13 protein-coding genes are annotated in these 14359 nt (G+C 48.7%); 8 read left to right on the top strand and 5 right to left on the bottom strand.

The annotated features are described in order from the left end of the window. Positions 1–68 precede the first annotated feature (68 nt). Entirely contained in the window at positions 69–1085 is a 1017-nt protein-coding gene (locus E6C60_RS05880) for a YhcN/YlaJ family sporulation lipoprotein (RefSeq protein WP_138225004.1), read from the top strand. 87 nt (positions 1086–1172) lie between these two features. On the opposite strand, the gene nagA is transcribed toward E6C60_RS05880, so the two are convergent. Genes nagA through E6C60_RS05895 form a run of 3 tightly spaced genes read right to left on the bottom strand, consistent with a single transcriptional unit; the run spans position 1173 to position 3960 of the window. Further along, the gene (gene nagA / locus E6C60_RS05885; protein WP_138225007.1) at positions 1173–2354 is read right to left on the bottom strand and encodes an N-acetylglucosamine-6-phosphate deacetylase; all 1182 of its coding nucleotides are present in this window, start codon (positions 2352–2354) and stop codon (positions 1173–1175) included. Then, positions 2351–3079: a glucosamine-6-phosphate deaminase gene (nagB, locus tag E6C60_RS05890; RefSeq protein WP_138225009.1), complete on the bottom strand. Its 729-nt coding sequence runs from the start codon at positions 3077–3079 to the stop codon at positions 2351–2353. Before nagB ends, nagA begins: the two co-directional genes overlap by 4 nt. 2 nt (positions 3080–3081) lie before the next feature. Next, complete coding sequence (locus tag E6C60_RS05895) at positions 3082–3960, bottom strand: MurR/RpiR family transcriptional regulator (RefSeq protein ID WP_138225011.1); 879 nt, start codon at positions 3958–3960, stop codon at positions 3082–3084. A 273-nt stretch (positions 3961–4233) separates the two neighbouring features. Between E6C60_RS05895 and E6C60_RS05900 the strand changes: the two genes are divergently transcribed. The 4 genes from E6C60_RS05900 to E6C60_RS05910 all read left to right on the top strand — a co-directional run bounded on the left by E6C60_RS05900 (position 4234) and on the right by E6C60_RS05910 (position 7705). After that, on the top strand, positions 4234–4443 hold the full coding sequence (locus tag E6C60_RS05900; protein WP_175415220.1) for a helix-turn-helix domain-containing protein: 210 nt from the start codon (positions 4234–4236) through the stop codon (positions 4441–4443). A 154-nt stretch (positions 4444–4597) separates the two neighbouring features. Then, positions 4598–5599, top strand: coding sequence for a virulence RhuM family protein (locus E6C60_RS05905; protein WP_138225016.1), 1002 nt, complete (start codon positions 4598–4600; stop codon positions 5597–5599). A 240-nt stretch (positions 5600–5839) separates the two neighbouring features. Continuing rightward, positions 5840–6010, top strand: coding sequence for a hypothetical protein (locus E6C60_RS20865; RefSeq protein ID WP_175415221.1), 171 nt, complete (start codon positions 5840–5842; stop codon positions 6008–6010). Between the two features lie 96 nt (positions 6011–6106). Continuing rightward, on the top strand, positions 6107–7705 hold the full coding sequence (locus E6C60_RS05910; protein WP_138225018.1) for a recombinase family protein: 1599 nt from the start codon (positions 6107–6109) through the stop codon (positions 7703–7705). Positions 7706–7786: 81 nt separating this feature from the next. Here E6C60_RS05910 and E6C60_RS05915 read toward each other — a convergent pair whose 3' ends face one another. Continuing rightward, positions 7787–8848 (bottom strand): response regulator, encoded by a 1062-nt coding sequence (locus E6C60_RS05915; RefSeq protein WP_175415222.1) that lies wholly within the window; start codon positions 8846–8848, stop codon positions 7787–7789. Continuing rightward, positions 8848–10659: a cache domain-containing sensor histidine kinase gene (locus E6C60_RS05920; RefSeq protein WP_138225022.1), complete on the bottom strand. Its 1812-nt coding sequence runs from the start codon at positions 10657–10659 to the stop codon at positions 8848–8850. Before E6C60_RS05920 ends, E6C60_RS05915 begins: the two co-directional genes overlap by 1 nt. A gap of 220 nt (positions 10660–10879) precedes the next feature. Here E6C60_RS05920 and E6C60_RS05925 point away from each other — a divergent pair, with 220 nt between their 5' ends. The 3 genes from E6C60_RS05925 to E6C60_RS05935 are packed head-to-tail and all read left to right on the top strand — an operon-like array spanning position 10880 to position 14306. Then, positions 10880–11779 carry an ABC transporter permease gene (locus E6C60_RS05925; RefSeq protein WP_233281163.1) on the top strand — a complete coding sequence of 300 codons (900 nt, stop codon included), beginning with the start codon at positions 10880–10882 and terminating at the stop codon, positions 11777–11779. A 33-nt stretch (positions 11780–11812) separates the two neighbouring features. Beyond that, entirely contained in the window at positions 11813–12682 is an 870-nt protein-coding gene (locus E6C60_RS05930; protein WP_233281164.1) for a carbohydrate ABC transporter permease, read from the top strand. 49 nt (positions 12683–12731) lie between these two features. Next, positions 12732–14306, top strand: coding sequence for an extracellular solute-binding protein (locus E6C60_RS05935; RefSeq protein ID WP_175415223.1), 1575 nt, complete (start codon positions 12732–12734; stop codon positions 14304–14306). Positions 14307–14359: the final 53 nt, after the last annotated feature.

Raw genomic sequence — 14359 nt, forward strand, 5'->3', positions numbered from 1 at the left:
ACCGCCTGGTCCCATCGGTCATCCTATACCTTGTCAGCACACCTATAACAGAGATGGAGGATGAATTGATGATGAAATCCAAAGCCCTTAGCCTGACCTTGTCGGCGGCTTTAATCACAAGCGTGGCCGGTCTGGCAGGCTGTGGCAACATGAACGACGGCAACTCCACCAAGACGCACAATATCAGCACGAACGATAATGGACGCATCGGGGACAGCCGCATCTTGAACAATGGCCGCAACGGCATGCAGCATGACCTCTCCAACCTGAAATACAGCAAGGTGCTCTCCGAGAAGGTGTCCAAAATCAATGGTGTGGGTGACGCACGCGTATTCGTTACCAAAAATAACGCTTATGTCTCCTTATCCCTGGATGGCGAGTCCGGCATGAATGGCAGCCGCACTGGCAGCAATGGCATGAACGGCATGAACGGCCGCATGGGCGGCACTAGCGGCATGACAGATCGCATGGACAGCTTGACAGGACGCAGCAACACGGGAACCAACGGCCGTACAGACGGCTTGTACGGGGCATCCGGTACCGGGACTGCAGGTCTGCTGCGAGGCATGAGTGATCCGCGCGGCACGCTGGATAACAATACCGGTCTCGGGCGCAGTGCAGGATATGGCAGCTATGGTACAGGCGGTGGGAACACCATGGGCGACAACTCCGGCGACAATCATTTGATGGGCAGCAACGGAGCGACAATGGGCAACCGCGGCCGCTATGGAGCCATGAATACAGACAACGATATGGGCATGGGTATGGGTGACAATCAAGTGCCGCAAAATATCCGGAGCCTGATTAACAGCACCGTTCAGAAAACGGCTCCTCAATGTGAGCAGGTATACGTATCTGATGATGCCGATTTCTTTGACCGCTCTGAAGGCTATGCCGGCAACGGAATGATGGGTAACGGAGATCAAGGAGACGGCAATGTCGTTGGCAACATGACAGAGGATTTGGGTGCGTTCATCAATCGTCTGTTCCCGATGAACATGAACGGTCGGGATAACGGTATTCTGAATAATGACGGTACCTCAAACGGCATGTATAACACAGGCAACAGCGGCACGAACCGATAAGTACTAGCTTGTCATTATTTTCATCTCTTTATGCTTAAAAAAGCTCCTGCCGAAAGGAATCGGCAGGAGCTTTTGTGCACAGCCCTGTTAATATTTGCGGCTGCCCTGAACCCATACCGCTTCCAGGTCCAGCTGGTCGTTCAGGAGCAGTACATCGGCCAGCAGCCCTTTGGCCAGGGAGCCGGTTCGATCGTCAATGCCGATGACCTTCGCGGGATTGAAGCTGGCCGCAGCCGAGGCCTGCTGAATGCTGAGGCCGACCTCTTTTACGAGATATTGGAAGCCTCGAATCATGGTCAGGGTGCTTCCGGCCAGACTGTTGCTGTTGGACTTTAAGGTCGCGATTCCCTTCTCAACAATGGTCTGCAGGCCGCCCAGCATATATTCGCCATCCGGCATACCGGCTGCAGACACGGCATCGGTCACAAGAATAAGGCCATCTGCCGGCTTCAGTCGTGCCAGAATGGAGACGGCTGCCGGATGGACGTGAATACCGTCCGCAATAATTTCAGCGCTGAGGCGATCGTCGCCGAGCAGAGCCCCGGCTGTACCCGGCTTGCGGTGATGCAGTCCGGTCATGGCATTAAAGGTGTGGACCCCGTGGGAAAGACCGGCATCCACCGCACGCTGCACCTGCTCATACGTGGCGTCGGTGTGACCCAGCGCAGCCACAATACCGTGCTCCTTCAGCCAAGATATGGCTTCAAGGGCACCGTCCCGCTCTGGAGCGAGGGTCATCAGCTTCACCAGCCCGGGGAAGCTCTGCTCCCATTCCTCCAGCCAGAGGATGCTGGCGGGAACAATGTGCTCCGGATTCTGTGCTCCCGGCCACTGGGGACTTATAAAGGGTCCCTCCAGATGAACACCCTCCAGCCGGGCGTACGGCATCGTTGAGCTTCGATATTGCTGTACGTTTTGAAGCACAGCATCAATGGCATGTTTAGGAGCTGTCATGGTCGTGGCGAGCATGGAGGTCGTGCCTTGCGAGCAGTGGAAGGAGGTGATCGCGTTCAGGCCTTCGATATCCGCCTCCATGAAGTCTTCGCCGCTGCCGCCGTGAACGTGGATATCCACAAAGCCGGGCATAATATAGCCTTCCTTCCGCCTAATCACCTGCTCAGCCTCCTGCTCCAGAACAGAAGGCAGACCGGATGCGGGACCGGCATATACAATCTGCTCTCCTTGCATGGCGACAGCCCCGTCTGGAATCAGTCCGCCAGGAGTTATGACGCTGCCGTATAACAGCGTACTCTGTGGGGAGCGGCTCATCGGAAGTATCTCCCGGCGCCTTCGTCCAGAAGCACGACGACATTGGGATGGCATTGAAGCAAGGAAGCAGGGCAATCCGTGGTGATCGGTCCGGTCAGTGCTTGGCGGGCAATCTCCGCTTTGTCCGCTCCCCGGATTAGCAGCAGAATTTGGCGTGACTTCATAATAGTAGCTGCACCCATCGTAATGGCGTGGGTAGGAACCTCATCCAGAGAATCGAAGAATCTCGCATTCGCTACTCGCGTTTCTTCTTTCAGCGGTACGACATGAGTCCCCCCGATCAGATGATTACCCGGCTCGTTGAAGCCGATATGCCCGTTATGGCCAATGCCAAGCAGCTGCAGGTCTACAGGGCCGTTCTCCTCAAGCATCCGGTCATAGCGCAGGCATTCCTGCTCCAGGTCAGCCGCATTGCCGTTAGGGACGTGGGTCTGGTCCAGGGAGATGTCCACATGCTTGAACAGCTTCTCGTTCATAAAGGTGCGGTAGCTTTCGGAGTGCTGCTCCGGGAGACCGACATACTCATCCAGGTTGTATGTAGTGACACCGGCGAAGCTAACCAGCCCCTGTCTGTGCATATCGACCAGCTTGGCGTACAGACCGACCGGGGTGCTGCCTGTTGCGAGCCCCAGCTTGGCGCGGGGACGGCTGGTGACCAGTGCGGTAATCAAACCGGCAGCGGTTTGGACGAAGGCTTCTTCACTGTCTAGGGTGTAAATGTTCATGTCTATTCAAGACCTCCTCGGCTTTTACGGTAATTTTGTACATTCAGATAAGACTGCTCTAATCTCGGTACATAAGTAGAGAAATCGCGGCTGGCCATGCCCATAAATAAAATATCGATAATATGAAGCTGGGCAATGCGGGAGGCCATATCTCCGCGGCGCATGCCCTCCTCCAGTGAGGAGGAGTACAGGGCAATATCAGACAGTGCGGCCAGTGCACTGCTGCGGTAAGAGGTGACGCTGATCGTAAAGGCGCCGGCCTTCTTGGCGCAGCTGAGTGCATCAATAGTCTCCGGCGTTTCTCCGGAATAGGAGATCGCGATGGCGACATCCTCCGGACCCAGGTTGGATGCTGAAGTGATCTGCATATGGGAATCGGCAAAGGCCGTACAGCTTTTGCCGATCCGGACGAGCTTCTGGTAGAAATCCTGGGCCACGATGGACGAGGTGGCAATGCCGTAAAGGTCAATCCGCTTAGCCTTGCACAGTGCATCCACCGCACGCTCCAGCTGTCCCAAATCCAGCAGAGAGGTCGTATCCTGAATGGACTTCAGATGATTGCTCTCCATGGCCTGCACAATGCCCGCCAGAGGGTTGCCCGCGACAATATCCTGGTACTTTGTCTGTCCGGAGCGGGAGGTGATCTCGGCATGAGCCATTTCGGACGCCAGCTTGACCTTGAAATCCGGATACCCCTTACAATCAAAATGCTTGCAAAAGCGGGTGATCGTAGCCGGGCTGACCTCACACTGCTCGGCAAGATCCTTAATTCCCAGATGTACAATGCTTCCCGGGTTTTCCAGAATAAAATCAGCCAGCCGCCGCTCCTGCCGGGGCAGAGCGTTCTTCTCTACAGCGATAATGTGCAGAACGGGTGCCATGCAAGGCCTCCTTCTTCTTTAACGGCTTTTGCCGTGAAAATAATTATTGTACATCTCATATAAATAAGAAAATAATTTTAATAATGTCCATGTTAGACCATTACATGTCAGGAATCAAGGGGCAATTTCATATGCAGCTATCCCATAGCCTGCGCTCCCCGCCCAAAATGAATACCCCGGCGCACCAATGCCACCGGGTTCTCATATGATGTGTTGACTGTATCCCTTAACCTTGTTAGACCACACATACCCGGGCAAGGAGGGGTGACACCATTGAAGGGAAATGATCAACACAGCAAGTTCTTGTTAACCCACCGTGAGCGAGAAGTATTTGAGCTGCTGGTGCAGGACAAAACGACTCGCGACATCGCCGGGCAGTTGTTTATCAGCGAGAAAACGGTGCGAAACCATATTTCCAATGTTATGTGGTTTGAAACACACCCATCATTAAAGGCTAAAACCTTTGACTTCATTGGGTTTTAGGTAATTTCAATGGATTGGAGAAACAGTTAGGCACTTAGTGAGGGGAGAAACAGACCTTACGAGGTGCTTTTTTTCACCGTGTACCATACAAATGTGATAAAATGGGAACATATGATTGTATGAAAGGGACAAGTATTAGAGAGGTGAATGTACAATGGTTAACCATACAGATATTTTGATATATCAGACTGAAGACGGGAATACCAAGATTGACGTGAAGTTGGAAAATGGAACAGTCTGGATGACTCAAAAGGCAATTGCGGAGTTGTACCAGACAAGCTCGCAAAACATCACTCTCCATATCAAGAATATATATGAAGAAGAGGAATTGTATTTTGAGTCAACTTGTAAGGAATACTTACAAGTTCAAATTGAAGGGTCAAGAAAAGTTGAACGCCGTGCAAAACATTATAATCTTGAAATGATAATCGCCATTGGCTATCGTGTTCGTTCTCATAGAGGTACGCAATTCAGACGTTGGGCAACAGAGCGGCTAAACGAATACCTTGTCAAAGGATTTACAATGGACGATGAACGGTTGAAGGATATGCGTAATTTCGGTCAAGATTATTTTGATGAATTACTTGGTCGCATTCGTGACATTCGTGCATCGGAGAAAAGATTTTACCGTAAAATCACGGATATCTATGCTACGTCCATCGATTACGATTCACAAGCAGACTTGTCCAAAGATTTTTTCGCTACCGTTCAGAATAAACTGCATTTTGCTATTCATGGACATACAGCAGCTGAATTAATCGCAGACCGTGCCGATGCGGAGAAAGACAATATGGGGCTAACAAATTGGAAGGGCGATAAAGTAAGAAAGTCCGATGTTACTATCGCAAAAAATTACTTGTCGGACAAGGAAATGCAGTCCTTGAATCGTATTGTAACCATGTATCTGGACTATGCAGAAGATCAAGCGGAACGACAAAATCCAATGTTTATGAAGGATTGGATTGAAAAGTTGAATTCGTTCTTAAAGTTTAATGAGCGTGAGATTTTGACTAATGCAGGAAAAATTTCGCAAGAGGTTGCAGAGAAATTGGCTGCGGCTGAGTATGAAAAGTTCAATCAGCAGAGGCTGACTATTGAAGTGAACGATGATTTTGATGACTTTGTGAAGCAGAATCGATTGCATAGAAAACATTAATTTATAGTGGGAGGAAAGGACATCAAACAGCCTTTCCTCCAGCTTTTTTAGTGCCTTTTTATAAGCTAACTCTCTTTCTGTCTCTTCACAGTTAAATCTTTGCAAGGCTAAAATCGCAGTGTTCTTTTAGTCCTCTGACCTCAGCGGTGGCATTAGCTCTTTATATTTAATCGGTTATTGTACAAGATAGATGCTACATAAAATAAATAAACGATATACATGACGAGAGGAGAATGCCCGATGTCAAGGGTTTTAAATAAAGCATATCGTATTCATCTTCAATCTGGACAAGGGAATCTCAATGAAATGATTGATGAACTTGCCAGACAGGTTGTTCGTAAAAATATAGATGAATTTCAAGCAAACAATTACCGTGCAAAAAAAATCACAGCTTTGGGACGTGCCGTTTAGAAAGTAGCTGTTTATATATTGGAACATTCAGCAATCCCTTTGGCTTGAGCTTGATTCGTCAGAGGGATTGCTTTTATGTAAGGGGAATGATTCAGTATGACAAAAGCAGCGATATACGTTCGTGTCAGTACGACGAAGGACAGTCAGAAGGATAGCCCAGAACACCAGATTTCCGCATGCAAGCACTACGCAGAGGATATGGGCTGGGAGACAGGCGAGGACATCATTTATGAAGACAGAGAGTCAGGAGCAAACATTACCGACAGACAAGCGATTCAGCAGGTCGTTAGAGATGCACAGCGTGGTGCGTTTCAGGTTATCATATTCGCCGCACTATCTCGTTTCGCGCGTGACATCGGGGATTCCATCAGCTTAAAACGGAAGATGGTCAATGCCTTAAATATCAGGCTTATTTCTATAGATGACCATTATGATTCAGACCGAGACGATGAAATGTTATTTTCGATTATTTCCAGCGTCAACCAATCGGTGAGTGAACAAATTAGTCGCAGCTCACGCCGCGGCAAACGGGAATCAGCGCTAAAAGGAAACTTTACAGGCAGCCGCGCTCCTTACGGATATTATAGGGAAAATAGAAACGGATTAAAGGTGCTTGTACCTGATGATCAGCAAACCGGAGTTGTGCGTACCATATTTCAGCTCTATACGGCGAATAAGATGGGCGAAAAAGCGATTGTCGAGTATCTGAACGATAAGGGTATTCCTTCGCCCAAGGATGGATTGTGGGGCACTACAACTATACAACGAATCCTTCAGAATGAGGCGTACATTGGGAAGAACCGTTCTTCAAAGTATGAAACCAAGAAGGTCTACACCAACGTGAACGATACATCAGAAAGAAAAAAAGTATTGGTACAGCGACCGAAGAGTGAATGGCGGTATGCTAACAAGGTTGTCACACACCAAGCGATTATTGACGAGGATACGTTTCAGTTAGCGCAAGCTTTGCGGCTTGAACGAGGTGGCGGTGAGCGAGGCGGCGTAAGGCAAAAAATCAATGTCTTTGCAGGGATTATGAAATGTGCGCATTGTGGATCATCTGTGGTCAGCATGAAATCCAAAAGTAAAAAGACAGACCGTGATGAAAGAGAATACCGATATCTAATCTGTTCCAGACGACGACGACTAGGTGATACGGGATGCAGCAATGATTTTTGGCTTCCCTATCATCCATTTCGAGATGAACTAATCGACACTTTATCTATTATGCTTAGGAACATAACCTCGGCGGAGGAATTGCTGGAGAAACACAAAGGACTCATTCAAATTAATCAATCAGACTTGGAAAGTGAAATGAAAAAGCTGCAGAAGCGAATGGCTGACAATCGCAAATGCCTATTTGAACTGCGACGTGAGAAAATGTCAGGTCAGTTCCACGATGAGGAACAATACAATATAGAAAAAGCGATATATGAAAAGGAAATTGTACAGTGCGAAAAAAGACTTGCGGAATTGACAGAAGAACAACGTAAGAAATCTGATTTAACCGAACTATATGAGCAAGTCATGGATATGTTGGATGAGCTGCTGGATTTGGATTTTGATTCATTCGATGAGATGCAGTTGATTCTGAAAAAGTTACTGTCTCAAATTAAAGTTAGCCGTGATGGTGAAATTCAGGTCGTTATGACATTCGGGCTTTCGTTACAAGAACCGGAAGGCGAGAAGAAGTAACATTATGCTGAAGGTGATGACCGGCCCTTCTCCGTGTGCTTCAAACCCCATCTCCCGGGAGATGGGGTTTGAAGCAAGAGGTTATTCCTGTTCAAGAGAACCGTATGTCTTGCGATAGGCACTGGCTGACAGGCCGCAGTGCTTCTTGAACGTCCTCGCAAAATGAGGGTAATCGGCATAACCGACCTTCTGCGAAATTTCATAGGTTTTGAAGTGAGACTGCTGTAAGTACTTCATGGCGCGCTCCATTCGGTATCGGGTTAAATATTGAATGAATGGAACCCCCATTTCTTCACTGAAGCTCCGGCTCAGATAGGAGACAGACACCCCCAGCTTGGCAGCCACGCTTTTAAGCGACAGGCTTTCATCCGGGTAACAGGCTTCCAAATGCGCTACGGCCTTGTCTACCACATGGCGGCTGCTCCAGCTTCTGGAGCCGCGAATCTCCTCCAACAGAGCCATTACACGCTGCTCAAACATGAATGGATGCTTAGATCCTTCCTGAAGGTCAGTATCATTCTCCGTGTCCTGGATTTTACGCGAGCTTTTTCGGGATATTTCCTGCTTCACGAAATGAAGCAGCTCCGAATACAGGGCGGGGGAGATTCCGGGCTGATGTGCTTCTTCCGCCCACGTCAGGGCACGAATCCGAACCAATTCCTCTTGAAGTCCCTCTTCATCCGTACTCCACAATAAATCGCATAGCCGCAAGCCATGCTCTTTGCACTGCCACACCCAATCAGGCCTCGGGCTTAAAGGAGCAGGCCGCCGGGCTTCCAGCTTGGCATATGTACGATCCAGCGCATCATAAAGCGATTCCACTTCTACCGGCTTCAGCAAATAATCAACGGCGCCCAGCTGCAAGGACTGTCTGGCATATTCAAATTCAGCATAGCCCGTCAGCAGAATGATTTCTGCCGGATCGCTGTTATCCTTCAGTGCCTTAATGAGCTGGAGTCCATCTATAACCGGCATGCGGATATCTGTAATCATAAGCGCGGCCTGATGCTGCCCCTGCAGATCTAAAGCCTCCCGGCCATTGCTGGCGATGCCGACAATATAGAAATGAGGATGGTCATTCACCAGCTTGGTCAGGCTGAGCTTGATCATACGTTCATCATCTACCACAATGACAGAATACATTAGCATCCCTCCGGAACGTAATATAGTTGTTTATTCATAGGGAGGCGGAGTTCAACGGTGGTTCCCTCCTTCGAAGATTGAATGAAGCGCAGTCCGTAAGGCGAGCCAAAGTGAAGTACAATCCGGGAATGCACATTCCACAACCCGATGGAAGCGTGAGCGAGTCGGCTTGAATCGGATGATGAGGCCTTCTCGAATTGTTGATTAAGTGAATCCATTTTTTCCGGAGACATCCCATGCCCATGATCAGTAATGTGAACGCAATAGTGATTCTCTACGACACGGCCAGTAATAGCCAGGTAGCTAGGCGGAAGCATAGGCTTGTCATATCCATGCTTGAATGCATTTTCGACTAAAGGCTGCAGTGTGAATCGGGGAACCTTGACCTGCATAAGGTCATTGGGTTCCGCTTCAAGAACCGTTTTCAGCTCGGAATAGCGCTCCTTTTGAATAGAAAGGTATGTGGTTATATGTTGGAGCTCTTCCTCCAAAGATACGACGGCCGTGCCATCCTGGCTGTTATAGCGAAATAACCGGGCCAGTGAAGCTGTCATTTTGCTAATGGAGGTGTTGCCTTCCAGAATCGCATAAGAGTTAATGATCTCTAGCGAATTATATAAAAAGTGCGGATTAATCTGTGACTGCATCGCGAGCAGCCGGGAGTCCTTTTGTTGAATTTGCAGTTCCTTCTCCTGAAGCTGCTTCATGTAGATCACCTCGTTCTGCTGTTGTATCCGAGTGAGCATTTTATTAAAGCTGCGATTGAGGCTGCCGAGCTCGTCATTGCGCCGATCATCTGCGCGGGAGGTAAGGTCACCGTTCTCCGCCCGGTTCATATGATTCTTCAGGCGCAGGAGCGCCCGGGTCAAGGTCATAGAATATCCTCCCACAAGAAGCAGGGCGAGCCCAATTAAAGAGAGCCCGACGATGACGGAAATGTTACGCTGCTGAATCAGAAGTGCGGTCATTTCTCGAATTGGATAGTAGGAAAGTGTCGTCCAGCCGGTTGCGGTCGAGCGGTAATACACCGTAAGCGTCTGAACTCCCCGAATCTCTTCAAAAAAATATCCTTCGTAACTGCCATCAAGTCGCTGCGAAAGTGTAGCTGGAATCGGCTCCCCCCACTGCTGCTGATCAGGATGGTAAACATAACGATGTGAGGTATCCACAATTGATACCGGTGCTGAAGCGTCATCCTCTTCGTACTTGAAATTGCTGACGATCCGGGTAATCTCGGACAGATTTAGATCGAGCATCAGAACTCCCGCAGGTTGAAAATTAAGAGTACTGGCAATCAGTCGATATACCGAGATGACCGGGACTCCATGAACCCGGCTAATGCCTTCAATACCGAAACGGCCATGGGCTGGAGATAGCTGGAGGTAGGCTTGCGAGCGCTCCAACGAGTAGGCTGCACCCAGATTACTTGCCGAAATCTGATGAGTGTTTGTCATGATTGTATTATGTATATCCTTGCGTCCGGCATTTAAAGCAGGGAAGAGATCCTCTTGAATCTGCCGGGTCACGCTGAAGCGGTAATATTCGTCCAAGGGAGTAAGCTTTATAAATTTCTGAGTTAGGTGGTGGGTAAGAAAAGGCAGAGTCAGGTTTTCAAGGCCTTCCATATATGAGTCTAGACCACCGCTGATTTGACGCACAGCCTGCATCCCGGTATTGACGGCATTTTGCTCCATCAGCCTCATGGACTGATCGTACCAGAGCTTCCCAAGGATTAGAAAAGGAACGCAGATGAAAAAGAGAATCATGGAAAGAAGCTTCCTGCGGATCGTGAGCGGTACTATAATTTTCATGGTTCACTCAACCCCAAATAAGAAATGACTGCCTGGATCACTGTAATTGTCATTTTATCACAGGGGATAAAGGAGTATAGATCAAAAACTCGAAGCGCTTACGATTCGAATAAAATACGACAAGTCGGACAATTATCATCATATTCAGGTAACAGAAGTGAAGGTAATATGGTTGCATGACTTTCTAAAAATAAGATTTTGCGGGGGAGGAGGAGCAGACATGCAGAAAAGTTATATTCTCAGACATTGGGCTCTTTATTCAATGATTTTGCCTGGTGTGTTGTATTTTGTGGTCTTCAAATACATCCCCCTTCTGGGGAGTGTTATTGCATTTCAGGACTATAACGTGTTTAAAGGAATCCGGGAGAGTGCCTTCGTAGGCTTCAAGCACTTCCAGAACCTATTTGCCTATCCCGAATTTTATAGGGTATTGAAAAATACGATACTGATCAGTCTGTACAAAATTATATTCGGGTTTCCGGCTCCGATTATTCTGGCGCTACTATTGAACGAAATCCGCAAAATGGCTTTTAAACGTACAATCCAAACGGTCATCTATCTGCCGCACTTTCTGTCTTGGGTTATCGTAGGTGGACTGGTCATTAATCTGCTGTCCCCTAATTACGGAATTGTAAATGAACTGCTACGTTATTTTGGACTTGAACCGATTTTTTTCCTGCAGGAGCCGGAATATTTTCGCTCAATCATTGTTCTCTCAGGTATTTGGAAGGAAGTTGGATGGAGTACTATTATTTTCCTTGCTGCCCTGGCCGGCGTGAATCCGGATCTGTACGAAGCCGCTGAAATGGATGGTGCGGGACGCCTTCGCAAAGCCATTAGCGTAACACTGCCTGCGATTATGCCTACCGTGGTAGTGCTGCTCCTGCTGAGAATTGGAGACTTTCTGGATCTAGGCTTTGAACAGGTATATATGCTGCTCAACCCGCTAGTAAAATCAACAGGAGAGATCATTGATACCTATATTTATGAGGTCGGTCTGCTTGGAGCCCAATTCAGCTACACGACGGCTATCGGGATCTTCAAGTCCGTCGTCGGCTTAATCCTGATTGTTGGTGCCAATGAATTTAGCAAGCGTTACACGGGCCACTCCATTTATTGATCATGATTCTCTAAGAAAAGGAGGCGATTCACCTTGAAGAAATCCAGGCACTCAGGCAGTGCATTTGACCGGATCAATGGGCTATTTATGATATTGCTGTCAGCCAGCATGCTGTTTCCGTTCCTGTACATCGCCGCAGGCTCCCTGAGCAGTGGTACAGCCATTCTTCAAGGCCGGGTATCTATATTTCCTGTGGAATGGACATGGGTGAATTACCAAGCTGTGTTTCGGAATGCAGCCATCTGGAATTCCTTTGTGGTAACCGCCTTCATTACGGTTGTCGGCACCTTTTTTAACCTGCTGCTGACCTCGCTCATGGCTTACGGGCTTGCCCGCAAGGAACTGAGGGGACGCACCTTGATCATGCTCTGTATTATTTTCACGATGATATTTCCAGCGCCGCTTATTCCTTCGTATTTGTTGGTTAAGTCGCTTGGTATGCTGAACACACTGCAGGCTCTCATTGTTCCATCTGCCATCAGTGCATTTAACCTGATTATTATGATTTCTTTTTTCCGCAGCTTGCCTGAAGGCCTTCTTGAATCGGCTCGAATCGATGGGGCCGGGGAATACCGGACCTGGCTGAGCATCGCAATTCCTTTGTCCCTGCCTTCTATCACAACCATCGGCCTGTTTTATGCAGTCACACATTGGAACTCCTATTTTGCAGCGATCATTTATATCCGGGATCCCAAGCTGTATCCGCTGCAGGTTAAGCTGAGGCAGCTGCTGGTGGAGAATGATGCAGAGCAAATGATGCAGGCGGTTGAGGTGAACTTATCCTCGCTGGAGGGGATCAAGATGGCTACGATTATCGTCGCTACGCTTCCGATTTTGTTTGTGTACCCGTTTATCCAGAAGCATTTTATTAAAGGCAGTATGCTGGGCTCTATAAAGGAGTAAGGCCTGGTTTGATGCATACAAGCACAAGATGAAAAGGAGAGGGTTCTTTGTGAAAATTTCAAAAATTGCCAGTGCCGCTGCACTGTCTATGCTGTTGATCACAAGCGCGTGTACGAGCGGAACACAAAGCGGTACTGGTGCGCCGCCTAACACTGAAGGTCAAGGCAACACCCAAATCCAGACGCCGGAAGCAGCTCCGACCATTACACTGGGGGTTACTACGGCAGGCTCCCAGTATGTCGAAGGCTCAGCCAATATGAATGAGGATGTACATGTTGAGAAGCTGAGAGAGATGTCGGGCGTAGATGTGCAGCTAGAGCTGATTCCATACAACGATTACAAGCAGAATATGACGCTGCTGTTTGCAGGCGGCGACATGCCGGATCTGCTGCAAACCGCTGGAGCCACCGCGCCGGAGATTGCCCCTGCCTTCGAAGCAGACGTCTTTATGCCGCTGAATGATCTTATTGATGAGCATGCTCCCAATTTAAAGAAGCATATACCACAAGAAGCATGGGATTCCGTGCGTGTCAGCAAAAACGGCGTCATCTATGCAGTGCCTTCTATTAAGGTCAGCAACATTAATAATGTCACCTTCATGCGTAAGGATTGGCTGGATAAGATGAAACTGGAAGCACCGGAGACGGTAGAGGAGTATATCGAGGTACTGAAGGCCTTTCGCGATGGAGATCCAAACGGCAATGGAAGAAAGGATGAAATCCCGTACACGGCGAGAGCCAATTTCACGTTCGGCGAAGCATTCTTCGGAGCTTTTGATGTCCCGATTGGAGGATGGCGTTATACCGATGGCAAGCTTCTGCCGAATTATGTAAGACCGGAAATGAAGGAAGCACTGGAGTTGTACCGCGAGCTGTATCAAGAAAAGCTGATCGACAATGAATTTTTCGTACAGCAGGGAAAGGATTGGGATGCAAAAATTAAGGGACAGGCGAATGTAGGCATGTGGACACATCAGCCGCATTACCCGGATAAATGGCTCACGGAAGTGCAGCAGGGAGATCCCAACGCCGAGATCGTCATTATACCTGCTCCTAAAGGATCGAACGGTCAAGGCGGTGCTGCCTACGGCACAGATCCGGTCGGCGGTATGGTTTATATGATTCCACAGGGCAGCAAGGACCCCGTTGCAGCGATAAAATTCCTGGATTGGTTCTACAGTGACGAAGCCTTGACGTTCTTCTCGTTCGGCATTGAGGGACAGGATTATACGGTAGAGAACGGACAGATCAAATATAAGTATCCTGTAACGCAGGAAGAAACCTATTTGCAGTCGATGAGGCAATACTGGCTTCGCCTGATCGGGCCGGACCCAATCGGAGATGAAGCATTTATGAAGGAGAAGCCCAACGGACAGCTGGTTCTTGATGCACTGGCAGTAGCCGATGCCGAGGGGATTGTCGACGATGGTAACGGCATGCCGAACATGACCACCTTGACCGAACGGCCGGAACTCGGAAGGAACGGTCTCTTTCTGGAGACGGCAGCCCGGATTATGACAGGTGAGGGAAGCCTTGATGAATTCGATGCTTTTGTCGAGGACTGGATGAAGCGTGGAGGCGACAAGCTGATTGAAGAAGCAACCGCATGGTATGAAAGTAAATAAGACTTACTTCTAGGGTCCTCTCGAGGGACCCTAGAGTCATAAACAGGAGTGAT

The organism is Paenibacillus algicola (assembly GCF_005577435.1).
Lineage (GTDB): Bacteria > Bacillota > Bacilli > Paenibacillales > Paenibacillaceae > Paenibacillus_AQ > Paenibacillus_AQ algicola.

Bases quoted from the DNA above. Each gene is read 5' to 3' on its own strand.
- E6C60_RS05880 (WP_138225004.1), top strand. From the start codon at position 69: ATGATGAAATCCAAAGCCCTTAGCCTGACCTTGTCGGCGGCTTTAATC.
- E6C60_RS05920 (WP_138225022.1), bottom strand. From the start codon at position 10,659: ATGAAAATTATAGTACCGCTCACGATCCGCAGGAAGCTTCTTTCCATG.
- E6C60_RS05905 (WP_138225016.1), top strand. From the start codon at position 4,598: ATGGTTAACCATACAGATATTTTGATATATCAGACTGAAGACGGGAAT.
- E6C60_RS05925 (WP_233281163.1), top strand. From the start codon at position 10,880: ATGCAGAAAAGTTATATTCTCAGACATTGGGCTCTTTATTCAATGATT.
- E6C60_RS20865 (WP_175415221.1), top strand. From the start codon at position 5,840: ATGTCAAGGGTTTTAAATAAAGCATATCGTATTCATCTTCAATCTGGA.
- nagB (WP_138225009.1), bottom strand. From the start codon at position 3,079: ATGAACATTTACACCCTAGACAGTGAAGAAGCCTTCGTCCAAACCGCT.
- E6C60_RS05915 (WP_175415222.1), bottom strand. From the start codon at position 8,848: ATGTATTCTGTCATTGTGGTAGATGATGAACGTATGATCAAGCTCAGC.
- nagA (WP_138225007.1), bottom strand. From the start codon at position 2,354: ATGAGCCGCTCCCCACAGAGTACGCTGTTATACGGCAGCGTCATAACT.
- E6C60_RS05895 (WP_138225011.1), bottom strand. From the start codon at position 3,960: ATGGCACCCGTTCTGCACATTATCGCTGTAGAGAAGAACGCTCTGCCC.
- E6C60_RS05910 (WP_138225018.1), top strand. From the start codon at position 6,107: ATGACAAAAGCAGCGATATACGTTCGTGTCAGTACGACGAAGGACAGT.